The organism is Bradyrhizobium sp. MI1.10, assembly GCF_055811035.1.
The window spans coordinates 1-14,923 of the sequence record NZ_JBVVPN010000020.1; the positions used below are offsets into that span (position 1 = coordinate 1).

Annotated in this window: 14 protein-coding genes and 1 riboswitch; of the genes, 5 read left to right on the top strand and 9 right to left on the bottom strand. The window is 64.2% G+C overall.

Features of this window, described 5'->3' with window-relative positions; all coding sequences use genetic code 11:
• Positions 1–134: 134 nt before the first annotated feature.
• A complete protein-coding gene (locus tag AC0L3K_RS21285) occupies positions 135–956 on the bottom strand; it encodes a TIGR02594 family protein (protein ID WP_354199932.1) in 822 nt (273 codons plus the stop codon).
• A 209-nt stretch (positions 957–1,165) separates the two neighbouring features.
• On the opposite strand from AC0L3K_RS21285, the gene AC0L3K_RS21290 reads away from it, so the two are divergent.
• On the top strand, positions 1,166–2,029 hold the full coding sequence (locus tag AC0L3K_RS21290) for an alpha/beta fold hydrolase (protein ID WP_354169061.1): 864 nt from the start codon (positions 1,166–1,168) through the stop codon (positions 2,027–2,029).
• Between the two features lie 122 nt (positions 2,030–2,151).
• Here the strand turns inward: AC0L3K_RS21290 and metW are convergent, their stop codons facing one another.
• Entirely contained in the window at positions 2,152–2,814 is a 663-nt protein-coding gene (gene metW, locus AC0L3K_RS21295; protein WP_007597293.1) for a methionine biosynthesis protein MetW, read from the bottom strand.
• 15 nt (positions 2,815–2,829) lie between these two features.
• Positions 2,830–4,032: a homoserine O-acetyltransferase MetX gene (metX, locus tag AC0L3K_RS21300; protein WP_007597295.1), complete on the bottom strand. Its 1,203-nt coding sequence runs from the start codon at positions 4,030–4,032 to the stop codon at positions 2,830–2,832.
• Positions 4,033–4,122: 90 nt separating this feature from the next.
• Positions 4,123–4,202, bottom strand: a riboswitch (SAM riboswitch).
• A 204-nt stretch (positions 4,203–4,406) separates the two neighbouring features.
• On the opposite strand from metX, the gene AC0L3K_RS21305 reads away from it, so the two are divergent.
• Genes AC0L3K_RS21305 through AC0L3K_RS21315 form a run of 3 tightly spaced genes read left to right on the top strand, consistent with a single transcriptional unit; the run spans position 4,407 to position 7,319 of the window.
• The gene (locus AC0L3K_RS21305; RefSeq protein ID WP_354169066.1) at positions 4,407–5,255 is read left to right on the top strand and encodes a chorismate mutase; all 849 of its coding nucleotides are present in this window, start codon (positions 4,407–4,409) and stop codon (positions 5,253–5,255) included.
• 34 nt (positions 5,256–5,289) lie between these two features.
• Positions 5,290–6,384: a histidinol-phosphate transaminase gene (hisC, locus tag AC0L3K_RS21310; RefSeq protein WP_219680453.1), complete on the top strand. Its 1,095-nt coding sequence runs from the start codon at positions 5,290–5,292 to the stop codon at positions 6,382–6,384.
• Positions 6,381–7,319, top strand: coding sequence for a prephenate/arogenate dehydrogenase family protein (locus AC0L3K_RS21315; RefSeq protein WP_007597298.1), 939 nt, complete (start codon positions 6,381–6,383; stop codon positions 7,317–7,319). Before hisC ends, AC0L3K_RS21315 begins: the two co-directional genes overlap by 4 nt.
• 114 nt (positions 7,320–7,433) lie before the next feature.
• Here AC0L3K_RS21315 and AC0L3K_RS21320 read toward each other — a convergent pair whose 3' ends face one another.
• The 4 genes from AC0L3K_RS21320 to AC0L3K_RS21335 form a co-directional block, all read right to left on the bottom strand.
• The gene (locus AC0L3K_RS21320; RefSeq protein ID WP_354199933.1) at positions 7,434–9,002 is read right to left on the bottom strand and encodes a hypothetical protein; all 1,569 of its coding nucleotides are present in this window, start codon (positions 9,000–9,002) and stop codon (positions 7,434–7,436) included.
• A 286-nt stretch (positions 9,003–9,288) separates the two neighbouring features.
• Positions 9,289–9,516 (bottom strand): hypothetical protein, encoded by a 228-nt coding sequence (locus AC0L3K_RS21325; RefSeq protein WP_007597301.1) that lies wholly within the window; start codon positions 9,514–9,516, stop codon positions 9,289–9,291.
• Between the two features lie 190 nt (positions 9,517–9,706).
• Complete coding sequence (locus AC0L3K_RS21330) at positions 9,707–11,050, bottom strand: GDSL-type esterase/lipase family protein (protein WP_354199935.1); 1,344 nt, start codon at positions 11,048–11,050, stop codon at positions 9,707–9,709.
• A gap of 239 nt (positions 11,051–11,289) precedes the next feature.
• Positions 11,290–12,474, bottom strand: a complete 1,185-nt coding sequence (locus AC0L3K_RS21335) for a DUF2125 domain-containing protein (protein WP_354199936.1) — start codon at positions 12,472–12,474, stop codon at positions 11,290–11,292.
• 110 nt (positions 12,475–12,584) lie between these two features.
• On the opposite strand from AC0L3K_RS21335, the gene AC0L3K_RS21340 reads away from it, so the two are divergent.
• Positions 12,585–13,196 (top strand): gamma-glutamylcyclotransferase, encoded by a 612-nt coding sequence (locus AC0L3K_RS21340; protein WP_007597305.1) that lies wholly within the window; start codon positions 12,585–12,587, stop codon positions 13,194–13,196.
• Here the strand turns inward: AC0L3K_RS21340 and AC0L3K_RS21345 are convergent.
• Positions 13,193–13,966, bottom strand: coding sequence for a lysophospholipid acyltransferase family protein (locus AC0L3K_RS21345; protein ID WP_007597306.1), 774 nt, complete (start codon positions 13,964–13,966; stop codon positions 13,193–13,195). The genes AC0L3K_RS21340 and AC0L3K_RS21345 overlap by 4 nt on opposite strands.
• 33 nt (positions 13,967–13,999) lie before the next feature.
• On the bottom strand, positions 14,000–14,704 hold the full coding sequence (locus tag AC0L3K_RS21350) for a YdcF family protein (RefSeq protein ID WP_354199937.1): 705 nt from the start codon (positions 14,702–14,704) through the stop codon (positions 14,000–14,002).
• Positions 14,705–14,923: the final 219 nt, after the last annotated feature.

Below are 14,923 nucleotides of genomic sequence, written 5' to 3' on the forward strand. Positions count from 1 at the left end.
CATCGGCTATATCAGCCCGGTCGAGATGGAGCTAAAATCGGCTTGATCCATGTCCACTTTTTTGGGGGAAGATCAATCCAGACTGTCTCCGCGAGGGATTCTGGATTGCTTCGCTGCGCTCGCAATGACGCGCCTCAATTCGGCATCACATAGGCATAGATCCGGCCGCGCGAGATCGGCGCTTCGCGGACGCGGTTGCCGTTGTTGCCGGAGATCATGATCGGATTGCCCTGCGCATCGACGCCGGTGATGATGCCGACATGACCGCCCCGGCCGCCGCGCGACATGACCGCGATGGCGCCGACCTGAGGACCGGAGACACGCGTGCCGTAATGCGCGAACGAGTTCGCCATGTCGGAGCCGGTGCCACGGTGACCGGTCTTTTCAAGCACCATGTTCATGAAGCGCGCGCACCACAGGCTGCCGCGGCCGGTCGGATTGCCGCCGACATAGCGGCGTGCCTCGGACACGAGGCCCGACCCGCCACCGAAGCCGCCGCTGCTCGTCGCGGTATTGGCCACGCCGCCAACATTCGCGTTAGTGGCCATCCCACCGCCACGCCTCATGGTTCGACGGCTGGCGCGCGTGGTCATCCCACCGCTATCGCTGGTAACCATTCCAGCGTTGCCGCTCATGGCCATTCCACCGCCGCCGCTCATAGCCATTCCACCGCTGCCGCTCATGGCGATGCCGCCGCTATTGGCGTTCGGGTCATAGCTGGCGAAGGTGTTGCCGAAGCCGCTCGCCTGCAATTGCGCCGCGCCGCGCTCGAAGCGCGAACTGCGTGCATGCCGGTAATGATGATATCTGCTGGCGTGATGCGCGTAAGCGTGCCGCTCTGCGCTATGACCATGAGATCGTGCTGACGCCGGAGAGGTGAAGGCGGCGACCGCCGCGAAGAAAACAGCCAGCGCGACGACACAGCGCGACAGGCGAGACGCAAACAACTCGAACATTCTTCATCCTTCGTTGACACCCCCACTTCCCAATCGGCCCGTGCGGTGGCCGACATCCGCGGGCTGTATCAATATCCTGATGTGGCGAGAACAAGACCCGGTCGCGGAGATTTTGGACGATGATTAAGATGATTAATAAGTGTTAGGTTCGTATGCGCTAACCGCAGGACGGCATTCCAATGTCGCAGCCACCTCTGGGAGAAAACCGGATGCCTCACGCCCTCACGAAGGACAATTGCCGGCTCTATTTCGAACAAGCAGGCACGGGCACGCCAATTATTTTTCTGCACGAATTCGCCGCCGACTACACCAATTGGGAGCCGCAGATGCGCTACTTCTCGCGCGGCCATCGCTGCATCACCTATTCCGCGCGCGGCTACACGCCATCGGACGTGCCTGATGGCGAGGTCTACGGCTACACGCATTTCTACACCGATGCGCTCGCGGTGCTCGATCATCTGAAGATCGATCGCGCGCACTTCGTCGGCCTCTCGATGGGCGCCTATTCATCGCTCCAGATCGGGCTCAACGCGCCCCAACGTGCCCTGTCGATGACGCTCGCCGGCGTCGGCTCAGGCTCGGAGATCGAGAACCTCGACGCCTGGCGCCAGCAGTGCCGCGCCAACGCGGAGCAATTCGAGATGCTCGGCTCGGCCGAAGTCGCAAAGGTCACGCGCGAGGCGCCGAGCCGGATTCCCTTCCTGGTGAAGGACCCGCGCGGCCACGCCGATTTCTACGCCGCCCTGGCGCGGCACGACGCCAAGGGATCGGCGCGCACGATGCGCGGCTTCCAGGCCGGCCGTCCCTCGATCTTTACGATGACAGACGCGATCAGAGCCGCCACGACGCCGGCACTCATCATCTGCGGCGACGAGGACGATCCGTGCGTCGGCGCAAGCCTGTTCCTGAAGAAGCACCTGCCTGCGGCAGGGCTCGCCATGTTTCCGAAGTCCGGCCACGTGCTCAATCTCGAAGAGCCCGCGCTGTTCAACGAAACGGTGGAACGGTTCGTCACGCTGGTGGAAGCGGGAAGATGGCCGGCGCGCGATGCGCGGTCGTTGCCGGCGCATTAGCGCGAAGGCGTCGCCACACACTCCGTCGCGTAGTCCGGAGGGAGCGAAAGCGTAATCCGGGGCCTTCGCCTCCGCGGATAGAATCCCGGATTGCGCTACGCTTCATCCGGGCTACGGGAATCTTACTTCCTGCCGCCTCGCGTCAGAAGAAACACGCCCTGCTCGCCGAACAGATTCCACACCCACCAGGGCATCCGCAGCCGCAGCGGGCGGCCGTAGAGGTCGAGCGCCTCGGCACGTTCCATCTTGACGTCGATCGCGTCGCAGAGCTCGACGAAATCCTTGATGGTGCAGAAATGGATGTTGGCGGTGTCATACCAGCTTGCCGGCAGATTCTCCGTGCGCGGCATGTGGCCGCCGATCAGGAGCTGGAGCCGCATCTTCCAGAAGCCGAAATTCGGGAACGACACGATGGCGCGGCGGCCGATGCGCAGCAAATTCTCCAGCACCACCTTCGGCTGCCGGGTCGCCTGCAACGTCTGCGACAGGATCACGTAGTCGAAGGCGTCATCGGGATAATTCACGAGATCGGTGTCGGCATCGCCCTGCACCACCGCAAGACCCTTGGCGACGCAGCGGTTGACGCCCTCGCGTGACAGCTCGATGCCGCGGCCGTCGATGCCGCGGGTCTCCAGCAGCTGGAGCAGGTCGCCCTCGCCACAGCCGACGTCCAGCACCTTCGAGCCCGGCTTGACCATCTCGGCGACCAGCACATGGTCGGCGCGAAAATCACCGGGCTGCCCGGTCGCAAGGCCGCCCAGCGGCAACGCTTCCTGTACAGACATGGCTAGCCGTCCTTGTTAAGCAGTCTTGGCAGTGAGCCCGCGCGCCTTGCCTGCCGACTGCAGGAAGGCACGGGCAATGTCGAAGAACTCGGGCACGTCGAGCAGGAACGCGTCGTGACCGCGATCGGTCTCGATCTCGGCGAAGGACACCCGCGCGCTCGACGCATTCAGGGCGTGCACCAGCGCGCGCGATTCCGAGGTCGGGAACAGCCAGTCGCTGGTGAAAGAAACCACGCAGAAGCGGGTCTGGATTCCCGCGAACGCCTTCGCCAGCACGCCGCCATGGTCGCCGGCGATGTCGAAATAATCCATCGCGCGGGTCAGATAGAGATAGGAGTTGGCGTCGAAGCGCTCGACAAAGGACGAGCCCTGGTAGCGCAGATAGGACTCGACCTGGAAGTCGGCGTCGAACGAGAAGGTCGGCAGCTCGCGGTCCTGCATGCGCCGGCCGAATTTTCGATGCAGCGCGGCGTCCGAAAGATAGGTGATGTGCGCCGCCATCCTAGCGACAGCGAGCCCGCGATGCGGATGGATGCCGTGATCGGCATAGCCGCCTTGGTGCCAGTCGGGATCGGCCATCACCGCCTGACGGCCAAGCTCGTGGAACGCGATGTTCTGCGCCGAATGTCGTGTCGAGCAGGCAATCGCCAGCGCGGAGAATACCCGGGTCGGATACGCCGCAGTCCATTGCAGCACCTGCATGCCGCCCATCGAGCCGCCGACGACTGCGAACAGCGTGTCGATGCCGAGCCGGTCGATCAGCATCGCCTGCGCGCGCACCATGTCGGGGATGGTGATGACGGGGAAATCGAGGCCCCAAACCTTGCCCGTCGCGGGATTGATCGAAGCCGGACCGGTCGAGCCCATGCAGCCGCCGATCACGTTGGAGCAGATGATAAAATACTCGCTGGGATCGAGCGGTCGGCCGGGGCCGACCAAGGTCTCCCACCAGCCGGGCTTGCCGGTGACAGGGTGCACATTGGCGACGTGCTGGTCGCCGGTCAGCGCATGGCAGATCAGGATCGCATTGGAGCGATCGGCATTGAGCTCGCCGTAGGTTTGGTAGGCGATCTGGAACGGGCTGAGATCGACACCGCAATCGAGCTGCAGCGGCTGCTCCGTGCCGAACTGCGCAACCTGCGAGCTCGGACGATCCACCTCGTGCGACCGCTCGTCGGCAGTGATCGCGGGACTGGGAATTGACTGGACGCCAACCATCTGACCATCGACCTCGTTTGCGATCGTAGAAGTGACCGCATTGACATCAGGCCATGAAAAACCCGGCCTGAACGATAGGTTCGGCCGGGATCGAAAGCGTCCCCGGCCTGTTTAGCGAGTTTTTTAACGTGGCTGCAAGCCGGCCGGCTCAAATGACCACGGAACGGATAAAAACTACCGTCTTGGACGGTTTTCGTCAAGTCGCGGCCCGGATCGACCAAATTCGCCTGTCGCGCCGCCGGCGGAAAGGGCCCGATTTCCCTTTGCATTTCTCTTTGCTTTCGCAGCCCCGACTGCCTAATCAGGATATCCATCACAGCGGTGACGGCTCGACTGAGCCGCATTGGAACGCCTCTCAACAGCACCTGTCAGACATGTCCCAACGTCCGCCCGCGCCACCATCGCTCCAGGAATTGCGCAAGGAGATCGACGCGATCGACGAGGGCATGCATCGCCTGCTGATGCAACGCGGCGACATCATCGACCGCCTGATCCAGGTGAAGCAGACCCAGGAGGTCGGCTCGGCGTTCCGCCCGGCACGCGAGGCCTCCATGATGCGCGACCTCGTGCAGCGTCATCGCGGCATCCTGCCGCTCGACACGGTCGAGAGCATCTGGCGCGTCATCATCGCGACGTTCACCTATGTCCAGGCGCCGTTCTCGGTACACGCCGACATCTCGGCGAGCGAGCCCGCCATGCGCGATTCCGCGCGATTCCATTTCGGCTTCACCGTGCCCTACGTCGCGCATTTCAGCGCGCAGGCGGCGGTCGAGGCCGTCGCGAAATCCAAGGGCGACCTTGCGCTGGTCTCGGCAACCTCGAGCCGCACGCCGTGGTGGCTGTCGCTGGAAGAAGCCGGCGCGCCAAAGATCATCGCGCGGCTGCCCTTTGTCGAGCGCGCCGACCATCCGGCGGCGTTGCCGGTGTTCGCGGTCTCGCGCGTCGCCGACAGCGCCCTGGTGACGGAGGTCGAGACCTTCAGCGTACGCGTGTCAGGGTGGAACGCCGAAGTTGCGCGCGTCCTGTCGCCGCTCGCCGAGATCGTGGCGGTGCCCGACACCGCCTTCGACGGCGCCGCGCTGCTGGTCTCGGTCACCGCGACGAGCAGCCTCGACAAAATCAAGGCTGCCCTGATCGAAGCGGGGGCCTCGGTGCGCTCCACGGCCCTCGTCGGCAGCCACGCAACGCGCTATACGGTGCCCCCGACCGGGCCGAAATCGTAAGTCGCGAACTGCTTAAGCCACTCCGGAGTTGAAGATGTCCCGCCCAGTGCCGAATCCCGGCATTCTCGATATTGCGCCCTATACGCCCGGCAAGACTCCGGTGGCGGAGCCCGGTCGCAAGGTGTTCAAGCTCTCGGCCAACGAGACGCCGTTCGGGCCCTCGCCGAAGGCGATCGAGGCGTTCAAGAACGTGGCGGATCACCTGGAAGACTATCCGGAAGGGACCTCGCGCGTGCTGCGCGAAGCGATCGGGCGCACCTTCGGGCTCGACCCCAACCGCATCATCTGCGGCGCCGGCTCGGACGAGATCCTCAATCTGCTCGCCCACACCTATCTCAGCCATGGCGACGAGGCGATCTCGACCACGCACGGCTTCCTGGTCTACCCGATCGCAACCATGGCGGTCGGCGCCAGGAACGTCGTCGCGGCGGAGAAGAACCTCACCGCGGATGTAGACGCCATCCTGAAAGCCGTCACGCCGCGCACAAAACTGGTCTGGCTCGCCAACCCCAACAACCCGACCGGCACCTATCTGCCGTTCGACGAGGTCAAGCGCCTGCGCGCCGGCCTGCCCTCGCACGTGCTGCTGGTGCTGGACGCAGCCTATTGCGACTACGTCTCGCGCAACGATTACGAGATGGGGATCGAGCTGGTGGCGACCACCGAGAACACGGTCGTGACCCACACGTTCTCCAAGATCCATGGTCTTGCGGCGCTGCGGATCGGCTGGATGTTCGGCCCCGAACACATCATCGACGCGGTCAACCGCATCCGCGGTCCCTTCAACGTGTCGACGCCGGCGATGTACGCTGCCGTTGCCGCGATCGAGGACACCGCGCATCAGGCGATGTCGAAGCAGTTCACCGAGACCTGGCGCAACTGGCTGACCGAAGAGATCGGCAAGCTCGGCCTGAAGGTGACGCCGAGCGTCGCCAATTTCGTGCTGATCCACTTCCCGACCGAGGGCAAGACCTCGGATGCAGCCGACGCCTTCCTCACCAAGCGCGGGCTGGTGCTGCGCGGCTTGAAGAACTACGGCCTGCCGCATTCGTTGCGCATGACCATCGGCACCGAGGAGGCCAACCGCCTCGTCGTCGAGGGCCTGCGCGACTTCATGGCCGGAACATGAGCGCGACCCCGCACTTCCAGCGCGTCGCGCTGATCGGCTTCGGCTTGATCGGCGGCTCGATCGCGCGCGCTGCGAAGCTCCAGGGCTTGGCTGGCGAGATCGTCACCACCGCGCGCTCGGAGAAGACGCGCGCACGCGTGATGGAGCTCGGCATTGTCGATCAGGTCGTGGCGACCAATGCGGAAGCGGTGAAGGATGCCGATCTCGTCATCCTCTGCATTCCCGTCGGCGCCTGCGGGCCGGTGGCGCAGGAAATCGCCGCCTATCTCAAGCCCGGCGCGATCATCTCCGACGTCGGCTCGGTCAAGGGCGCCATCGTCAGGGATATGGCGCCGCATCTGCCGAAAGGCATCCATTTCGTGCCGGCGCATCCCGTCGCAGGCACCGAGCATTCGGGTCCCGATTCGGGCTTCGCCGAGCTCTTCATCAACCGCTGGTGCATCCTCACCCCACCGGAGGGCGTCGATGCGGCTGCCACCGATCGCCTGCGTGCGTTCTGGGCGGCGATGGGTGCCAAGGTCGAAATCATGACGCCGGATCATCATGATCTCGTGCTCGCGATCACCAGCCATCTGCCGCATCTGATCGCCTACACCATCGTCGGCACCGCCGACGAACTGGCGCAGGTGACGGAGTCCGAGGTCATCAAGTTCTCCGCCGGCGGCTTTCGCGATTTCACCCGCATCGCCGCCTCCGATCCGACGATGTGGCGCGACGTCTTCCTCGCCAACAAGGAAGCCGTGCTGGAGATGCTCGGCACCTTCACCGAGGATCTGGCAAAGCTCACCCGCGCGATCCGCCGCGGCGACGGCGAGGCGCTGTTCGACCACTTCACCCGCACCCGCGCCATCCGCCGCGGCATTGTCGAGATCGGCCAGGATTCGGCGGCGCCCGACTTCGGCCGGCCGCATGCGCAGCTCGGCAACAAGCCGTAGCACTGAAGTAGCCCGGATGGAGCGCAAGCGTAATCCGGGACCTCCGTCGCTTGAGGCAAGATTCCCGGATTGCGCTTCGCTCCATCCGGGCTACGAGCCCGCGTGGCTCCGTGACTAGAACGGATAGTAGCGGATCTGCGTCATGACCACGTTGTCGTCCGTCTTCGGGGCGCCGCCGACGCCGGCGAATGCGAACCGCTGCGTGTAGGAATATTGCAGGCCGGCTTTGAGCGTACCCAAATTGCCCTGGTAGATGGTGTCGTAGATCCCGGCCGTGATCTGCCGGACCTCCCTGGTGTTTCCGTTGCAGGTCGCGGCCGGCGAATTCTCGGTCAAGCAGCCGGTGTTGTTGTAGAGCGGATTGCCGTAGCCGAAGGGCACCGTTCCAACATTGGCGAAATTCGCCTTGGCCTTTTCGAGGCCTGCATAGGAGTAGACATCGAGGCTGGGCGTCGCGTGCCAGATCAGGCCGACGGCGGCCGCCGTGATCGTCAGCGGGAGGATGGTGCCGTCCTGCGCCACCGCCGCGTCGGGGAACGGCGTTGCCGTGAAGCGGCCCAGCACGCCGTGCGAGCCATAGAGCTGAAGATCGAGGGTTTTCGGAATCAGTTCGGCGAAGATGTGTCCCCCGAAGCTTCCGGTGTCGTAGGTGTGGTTGGCGTTGTTGAAGCGATCGAACAGCTGGCGGTAGAGCGCCCACGCCTCGACATGCAGCTTGGTGGGCCCGAGCCGCGGGTCCCAGGCTGCCTTGACGGTGACGTCGGGCACCTGATTCAGACTGACATTGTTGAGGTTGTTGAAGAAGCTGCCGCCGGGACCGGTCAGATTGACCTGAAGGTTCGGGTTCAGCACGCCCTGGGGTCCAATGGCGGGTGTGCCGACCGCCGGGACGTTGCCGCCGAAGAACGCGGTCTGGGCATTCTCGACCGACGCAGCCAGCTTGAACTCCGGTCCGATGTCCTGCCAGACGCGCAGCCCGGGCTGCCGTGCCGCAAGAAATCCCGGGACGGATTCGAAGTCGATCACGCCGGGCGCATCGACGCCGCGAGGATCGATGCCCGACTTGGTCGGCGCGTTGAGCGACCAGGATTGCCCGGCGAGGAAGTGAAGACCGAGATCGGTGCGGTCCAGTTCCAGGCTGAGCTGCCGCATGCGCGGATTGAATGAGTTGGTCGCCACCGAGTTCGCCGTCTGAGCCGCACCTTCGAAATCGATCTCGCCGTAACCAGCGAGGTGCGTGTCGGCATCGGCATTGCCTTCGGCCAACACCGAGAACCTGCTCTGGCGCGCGGAGAAGCGCGTTTCCGGGATGTTGAAATTGCGGCTCTGCTGATAGGGGATGAAGTTGTAGACCGAGCCGGTATCGGAAGCGAGATTGCGTGAGCGGTAGATGCCGGTGAGATCGACCCAGCCTCCGAATGTCAACGTCACGCCCTTGTAGCAGACCTTGCCGGCCGCACATGGATCGGCGGCGAGCGCCTTGTAACTTGCCGGTAACTGAACGGCCTTCGCCTGCGCTTCAACCTGCCGCGTCTTGCGCGCCTCAGAGTCCACGCGCTGCTGGAGCTCCTTCAGCTTCGCCTTCAGCGACTGGATTTCGGTTGTGACATTGTCGTCGGCACGCGCCTGCCCTGAACAGGCAGCGAGAATACCCAGCATCAGTCCGCAATTGATGATCCGCACTTGAAGCTTCCTCCATTTGGGAAGCGGATTGGATTCCGCGCGCCGTCTCCGGCGCCTGCATGCTTCCCTGGTGTGGAGTGATTTGAATGCGGCTGCGGTTATTCGCGGCGAGGTGCATCTTCTGCATCACGTTTTCCTGACGATCCTGTTCGGAATATTTTCGTTGGCCCCCGATCCGCACGCGCGACTGTCGCGATTGTCCAAGGCCACGTTCAAGGTAATGCGCATTGGGCCCGGCCGGGGCATGACCAGGCCCAGTTCGCGACGGGCAAGTGGTGGATGGCGACTATTTGCCCTTGGTCGCGCGCATCACCGTGGGGCGCGGTGATTTCCGCGAGGGGACGAATGCCATCGTCTCCCGCGTCGTGGGATTCGAGATGTTGCGATCACCATTAGGATACATCGAGGCGTATGCGGCCGGCTCCTGCGACTGCCATTCCCACTGCGCGAACGCGGGCGTCGCGAGCGTGGTCGAGATGGCGATAGCGGCAATGAACAGCCTGGACTTCGTCATGATATCTCTCCTGCCTGGGCGACCGCCTCAACGTGCGGCCGACATGGAGAGAGAGCGGACTTTGCGGCTCCGCATTCCCGGCGGGTCATCACGATCCGGCGAAGCGGCCGTGAGTTCAGCTCGTAACCTGCATGGAGGGAGTTACGACAGCTGAGGGCGATGAATGGAGACAGGCAACTCTGAATTCATCCTACTGCTTCGCGCTGCGATCAAACTTTCCCGGCTTGAACAGATCGAGGTCGATGGCCTGTCCCATCGCCAGATATCCGGTGCGGTTGGGATGAAGCTTGTCGCCGGCGCCGCCGGTCGTGCTTTCGGGAACGAACTCCGGCTTGAGGCCACCCGAGGCCGGATCGAGCGTCGCACGATCAAAATCTATCACGCCGTCGAATGTCCCCGAGCTACGGATAAATGCGTTGAGCGCCTTGCGCTTGTCATCCTGCTCGGGAAAACCATGTGCCGCGCTGGTGCTGCCCAGTGCCGAAACGACGGTGGCGCCAATGATCCGGGCTTGTGGCCATTTTGCGCGTAGCCTCGCGACGCCGTCCTTCATCGCGGCGATGACCTGGTCGGCGGTAAAATTGCCGTTCTTGCTGAAATCGTTGATGCCTTCCAGCCAGATCAGGCTCGATATGCCGGACAGCGACAGCACGTCGCGATCGAGCCGCTGGCCCGAAGCGGGGCCGCCCGCGTACGGTTTGTCGGGACCATATTCGGCGGGGCCTGCGATTTGGTTGCCACCGATGCCGCCGTTCACGACGGCGACCTTGTTGCCGTAGACCGCCTTCAGGCGACGCGACAGCACGTTGGGCCAGCGATCGTCGCCATTCATGGTTGAAGCGGTCCCGTCGGTAATCGAATCCCCAAACGCCATGACGGCAAAGGCATCGGCAGGCGCAGTCATCTCGATCGCATCGAGAAAGAACCACGACGCAGTCGCATAGGGGAAGGAAGCCTCGTCTTCGAGGGCGCCCTTCGCGCCGGCGCCGGGCGCACTGACATAGGAGGTGGTCAGCGCCTTGGCGTGCCAGGTCATCGGACCGCTCTGGCCGGCAACATGAAAACTGACCGCAAGCCGGCGGCCGGCGAGGTCATCAGGCCGCTTTGCAAACGGCAGCGCGATCGCATCGCTCCAGACCGAATTCCCCGGTGACACCGTAACGGAAGCCGTGCCGGCGAACGTAATGGGAGTGTTGGAGCCGCGGATCAACGCGGCACTGCCCGATTGCAGGCCGACGAAAACGCCGTCAAACGTGACGGGCTTGGTGCCGAAGGCGTTGCTGAGCCGGATGCGGGCCTGACGGCCCCAGATATCCGGTCGCACGATCAGACGAAAGGTCTGATCCCGCGCACCGGCCGCAGGCTCGGGAAACGCGAATTTCTGTTCGGGCTGGGCAGACGGATTGCCGACGGGGTATGGGCCCTGAACCGCGCCCGTCCAGGACACCACCCAATGCTCGCCATTCTTGGCGGTTGCGGTCTGAAGCGAGGCGACGAGCAGCGATGCTGCCACGAGACAATTCAACGCGTGCATTGTTTCCCCCGAACCTCAGATAATTGGGCGCGACCTTAGAGCCGTCAGTTGGTCTTCAATAGGGCGGCAGAACGTCTCCTGTCCAGACGCGCTGACGCACTCCTCGCCCGACGCAGGAGAGGACCTCGCAGGTTGCGTCACCGGCGACGACAAGACGCCCTTCGGAAGCGATCTGTTCACAGCTTCGGAAGCGTCAGGCGGACCGAGCTGTCCGCCCGGCAGATTGATGAATTCACGAACTAATAAAGCGACGGGATCTGACCGACCTTGACCGGGCCGAGCAGCACGGCGCCGTCGACGAACTTCAGCGGGAAGCTGCGAGCTTTCTTGCCTTCCAGCGTGCTCTCGGTGCCGATCGAATTGATGCCGGCGGCAACGCCGGCATTGGCGTTCTGCTTGATGACCTTGCCGAGGCCGGGAACGGCGCGGTCGAGCGCGCCGAACAGATTGTTCAGGTCCTGCGACTTCACGCCGGGCGCGACGCGATCGAGGGTTGCCTGCGGCACTCCCTCCTCCAGCATCTTCTCGATGCCGAGCGCGGGGATCACGCGCTCGAGGCCCGTCACCGTCATCTGCAGTTCGCCGTCGAGACGGCCGTTCGCCGAGAGCCCGAGCGTGCCGGCCGCAACCGCGATCATCTCGCCCTGCTGGATCCGGGACTGCACGATCTCGATATGGCCGCCGGCGGCCTGGATCTCGCGGAAGCGCTGCGGCCACGGCTTTGGCGTGAGGTCGGACAGTCCGGTGATCTTCGCCCGCGTATCGGCTTCGAACGGCTCGGCGAGCAGCGGATGAACGCCCTGGATGCTGCCCTGCGCGATCTGCAGCACGGTCTCGATCACGGGATGATCTGACGGCGATCCATCCGCGAGGCGTCCATGCAGCTCGACCTGTTTCGCGCGCGCGAGCGGCACCTGCACGCTGCCGTCGACGCGATTGACGGTGGGATCCTCGAACACGATGGAGGCGCGCTCCGGCACGGCGGGCAGGCCGACGACACTGCTGCGACCCTTGCTCCAGTTCACGACGAAGGTGCTTTGCGTGACGCCGTCAGTGAGCGTCGCGGGTGCGGTGAACTCGGCAATGATGCGCTTGGGGTCGTAGACTTGGGCGACGACCAGGATGTTGTCGAGCTTCGCCGTGAACGGCGTCTTGCTGGCGTTCTGCGACACCAGGGCGACGCTGGCGCCGGAACACTGGACCTCGAAGCGGAAGGGGAAGCCCGCGATCGAGCGCTTGGCGCAATCATAGATGCGCCCGGATTTGGCCTCCTGCGCGCGCCAGGCGTCGGCGGCGATTTCGGCCTGCGACGCCGCATAGAACCAGAAGCCGCTCCACGCCACCGCGAGGATCAGGAGGATGACAGGGGCGATGAAAAGGCCCCAACGGGAGCGCCGGCCTGCGGCAACGGTCATATCGGACATGCGGCGACCCTTTGATCCCTGATTTTGTCAAATGTAAGCGAGGTAAGTCTGCGACGAAAGGCGGAGAATTCGCTTCGCTTGGGGGCGCGGTTCTGGTAGCCGTGCCCGAAATGTCGGAAATCACCCTCCCCTCCGTCACCACTGCCAAAGGCGACCTCTGGGTGTTCGGCTACGGCTCGCTGATGTGGCGGCCAGGCTTCGAATTCGAGGAGCGCGTCCCGGCGCGGCTGGTCGGCGAGCATCGCGCGCTCTGTGTCTATTCCTTCGTCCACCGTGGCACGCCGGAGAAGCCGGGTCTGGTGCTCGGCCTCGACCGCGGCGGCGCCTGCCGCGGCATCGCCTTCCGCGTCGCCGAAAAGAAACGCGCCGATGTCGTTGCCTATTTGCGCGCGCGCGAGCAGGTGACGTCGGTCTATCGCGAAGTCATGCGCTCGGTGTGGCTGGAGAACGACGCACGGCAGCGCGTCTCCGCGCTCGCCTATGTCGTCGACCGTGGCCATGTGCAATATGCCGGCCGGCTGTCGCTCACCGACCAGCATCGGCACGTGCTCCAGGGCCACGGCCAGTCGGGCGCCAACCGCGACTACGTGACCGCGACGGTGAAGGCGATCGAGGCCGAAGGTTTTCGCGATGCGCCATTGCATCAGCTTGCCATGATGCTGCATGGTGATGCGCATTCTCAGCACGCGCCGGCTCCGGTGGACGATCGGGAAAACCGCTAGCTCTCCGACGGCGCATAGCTCGGCGCCGAGCCGATCAGCTGCTCCTGCTCCTTGCGACCCGCTTCGACCAGGCGGCCGGTCGCGTCTTCGATCGCCGTTTGCACACGGGAAAGATACTCGTCCTTGGGCAAGCCCGGCGGCAGCGGATCGAGAAACTCCACCACCAGCGTGCCGGGATAGCGCATGAAGGTGCGGCGCGGCCAGAACAGGCCGGAATTGAGCGCGATCGGCAGGCACGGCGCGCCGCAGGACGAATAGATCTGCGCGAAGCCGCTCTTGTAGTCCGGTGGCGCGCCTGGGGCGCGGCGCGTGCCTTCGGGAAAGATCACGAGCTGCCCGCCGCTGCGCACCGCCTCACGCGCCCGCCGCGTCATGTCCAGCAGCGCCTTGACGCCGGCGTTGCGGTCGATCGCGATCATCCCGGTCTTGACCAGGAATTGACCGAACACCGGGATCTGCATGAGCTGACGCTTGAGGATGAAAATCGGACGGTCGAAGAAGCCCGGCAAGACGAACGTCTCCCAGAACGACTGGTGCTTCGCCACGACGACCAATGGTCCCGTCGGAATCTTGTCGAGGCCGCGGAATTCCACCTTGATGTTGCAGACCGCCCGCATCAGGAACAGCGTCGCCTTCGCCCACCATTTCGCGACCGTGAGCATGGCGCGCGGCGGCAATGCGAAGGTCGGCAGCGCCACGATCGCGAGGCACACCAGCACGGTGTAGAACAGCACGTTGAACACGAGCGATCGCAGGAAAATCAAGAACATCGAGGATCCGATCAATTGCCGATCAGTTGCCGATCAATTGGCCTGTGCGGTGGCGGGCCGCTTCGGCTGCAGCCCGGAAGGCTGCTCCGACATCTCGGGCGAAAGGTCAATCCCGAAATCCTCCAGCCGCACCCTGAGCTCGGCCGCGATGTACTTGACATATTCCGACAGCAGCAGCCGCAAGGTGGACGCTGAGGTCCACCACGGCTCCTCGCGCCATTTGTCGCCGACCACCACGAACGGGATCAGTGTCGTCTCCGGCATCGCATGCGAGAATTCCACCAGCGCGCGCGGCATGTGATAGTTCGAGGTGACCACGATCAGCGATTTGAAGCCGCGTCCCGCGGCCCAGCGCCGCGCTTCCGCGGCATTGCCGCGGGTCGAGACCGCGGTGCGGTCGAGATCGACGCAGCAACGCATGAAGGACTGGTTCTCCGGCAGCGTCCGGGAGATGTCGCTCGCCGTCGAGGTCGGGTGCACGCCGGAGATCAGGAGCCTCCTGCCGTAGCCGGCAGCGAGCAGCTCCATCGCATCCGAGACCCGCGAGGAGCCGCCAGTCAGAACCACGATGCCGTCCGCCTTGCGGTCCGGCGCGATTTCGGCGCCGCGCAATTGCGACAGAAACGCGATGAAGCCCGCCGCCGCGCCGACGAAGGCAAGCGCAACCGTCGAGATCACGGCCGCGCGCAGCCAGCCGCGCGGCAGTTTCGGCGATCGATCGTCGGTCGGCGCGGTCATGCGATGTCAGTGATCCCTTCCCAGAGGTGATTTTAGGACGTTTTGAGGCGAAGTGGAGTCCGGTTTGTCGGCCTCAATCGATGTGGCGAAGCACTGGGGCCGCGAACCAGATTTCCCCTCTCCCCTTGTGGGAGAGGGTGGCTCGCCGCGACAACGGCGAGCCGGGTGAGGGGTCTCTCTCAGCAAACTACCAACGCACGTCTATTCCCTGGGGTAAAA

Bases quoted from the DNA above. Each gene is read 5' to 3' on its own strand.
- AC0L3K_RS21315 (WP_007597298.1), top strand. From the start codon at position 6,381: ATGAGCGCGACCCCGCACTTCCAGCGCGTCGCGCTGATCGGCTTCGGC.
- metX (WP_007597295.1), bottom strand. From the start codon at position 4,032: ATGGTTGGCGTCCAGTCAATTCCCAGTCCCGCGATCACTGCCGACGAG.
- AC0L3K_RS21325 (WP_007597301.1), bottom strand. From the start codon at position 9,516: ATGACGAAGTCCAGGCTGTTCATTGCCGCTATCGCCATCTCGACCACG.
- AC0L3K_RS21285 (WP_354199932.1), bottom strand. From the start codon at position 956: ATGTTCGAGTTGTTTGCGTCTCGCCTGTCGCGCTGTGTCGTCGCGCTG.
- hisC (WP_219680453.1), top strand. From the start codon at position 5,290: ATGTCCCGCCCAGTGCCGAATCCCGGCATTCTCGATATTGCGCCCTAT.
- AC0L3K_RS21345 (WP_007597306.1), bottom strand. From the start codon at position 13,966: ATGTTCTTGATTTTCCTGCGATCGCTCGTGTTCAACGTGCTGTTCTAC.
- AC0L3K_RS21335 (WP_354199936.1), bottom strand. From the start codon at position 12,474: ATGTCCGATATGACCGTTGCCGCAGGCCGGCGCTCCCGTTGGGGCCTT.
- AC0L3K_RS21305 (WP_354169066.1), top strand. From the start codon at position 4,407: ATGTCCCAACGTCCGCCCGCGCCACCATCGCTCCAGGAATTGCGCAAG.
- AC0L3K_RS21290 (WP_354169061.1), top strand. From the start codon at position 1,166: ATGCCTCACGCCCTCACGAAGGACAATTGCCGGCTCTATTTCGAACAA.
- AC0L3K_RS21330 (WP_354199935.1), bottom strand. From the start codon at position 11,050: ATGCACGCGTTGAATTGTCTCGTGGCAGCATCGCTGCTCGTCGCCTCG.
- AC0L3K_RS21340 (WP_007597305.1), top strand. From the start codon at position 12,585: ATGTCGGAAATCACCCTCCCCTCCGTCACCACTGCCAAAGGCGACCTC.
- AC0L3K_RS21350 (WP_354199937.1), bottom strand. From the start codon at position 14,704: ATGACCGCGCCGACCGACGATCGATCGCCGAAACTGCCGCGCGGCTGG.
- metW (WP_007597293.1), bottom strand. From the start codon at position 2,814: ATGTCTGTACAGGAAGCGTTGCCGCTGGGCGGCCTTGCGACCGGGCAG.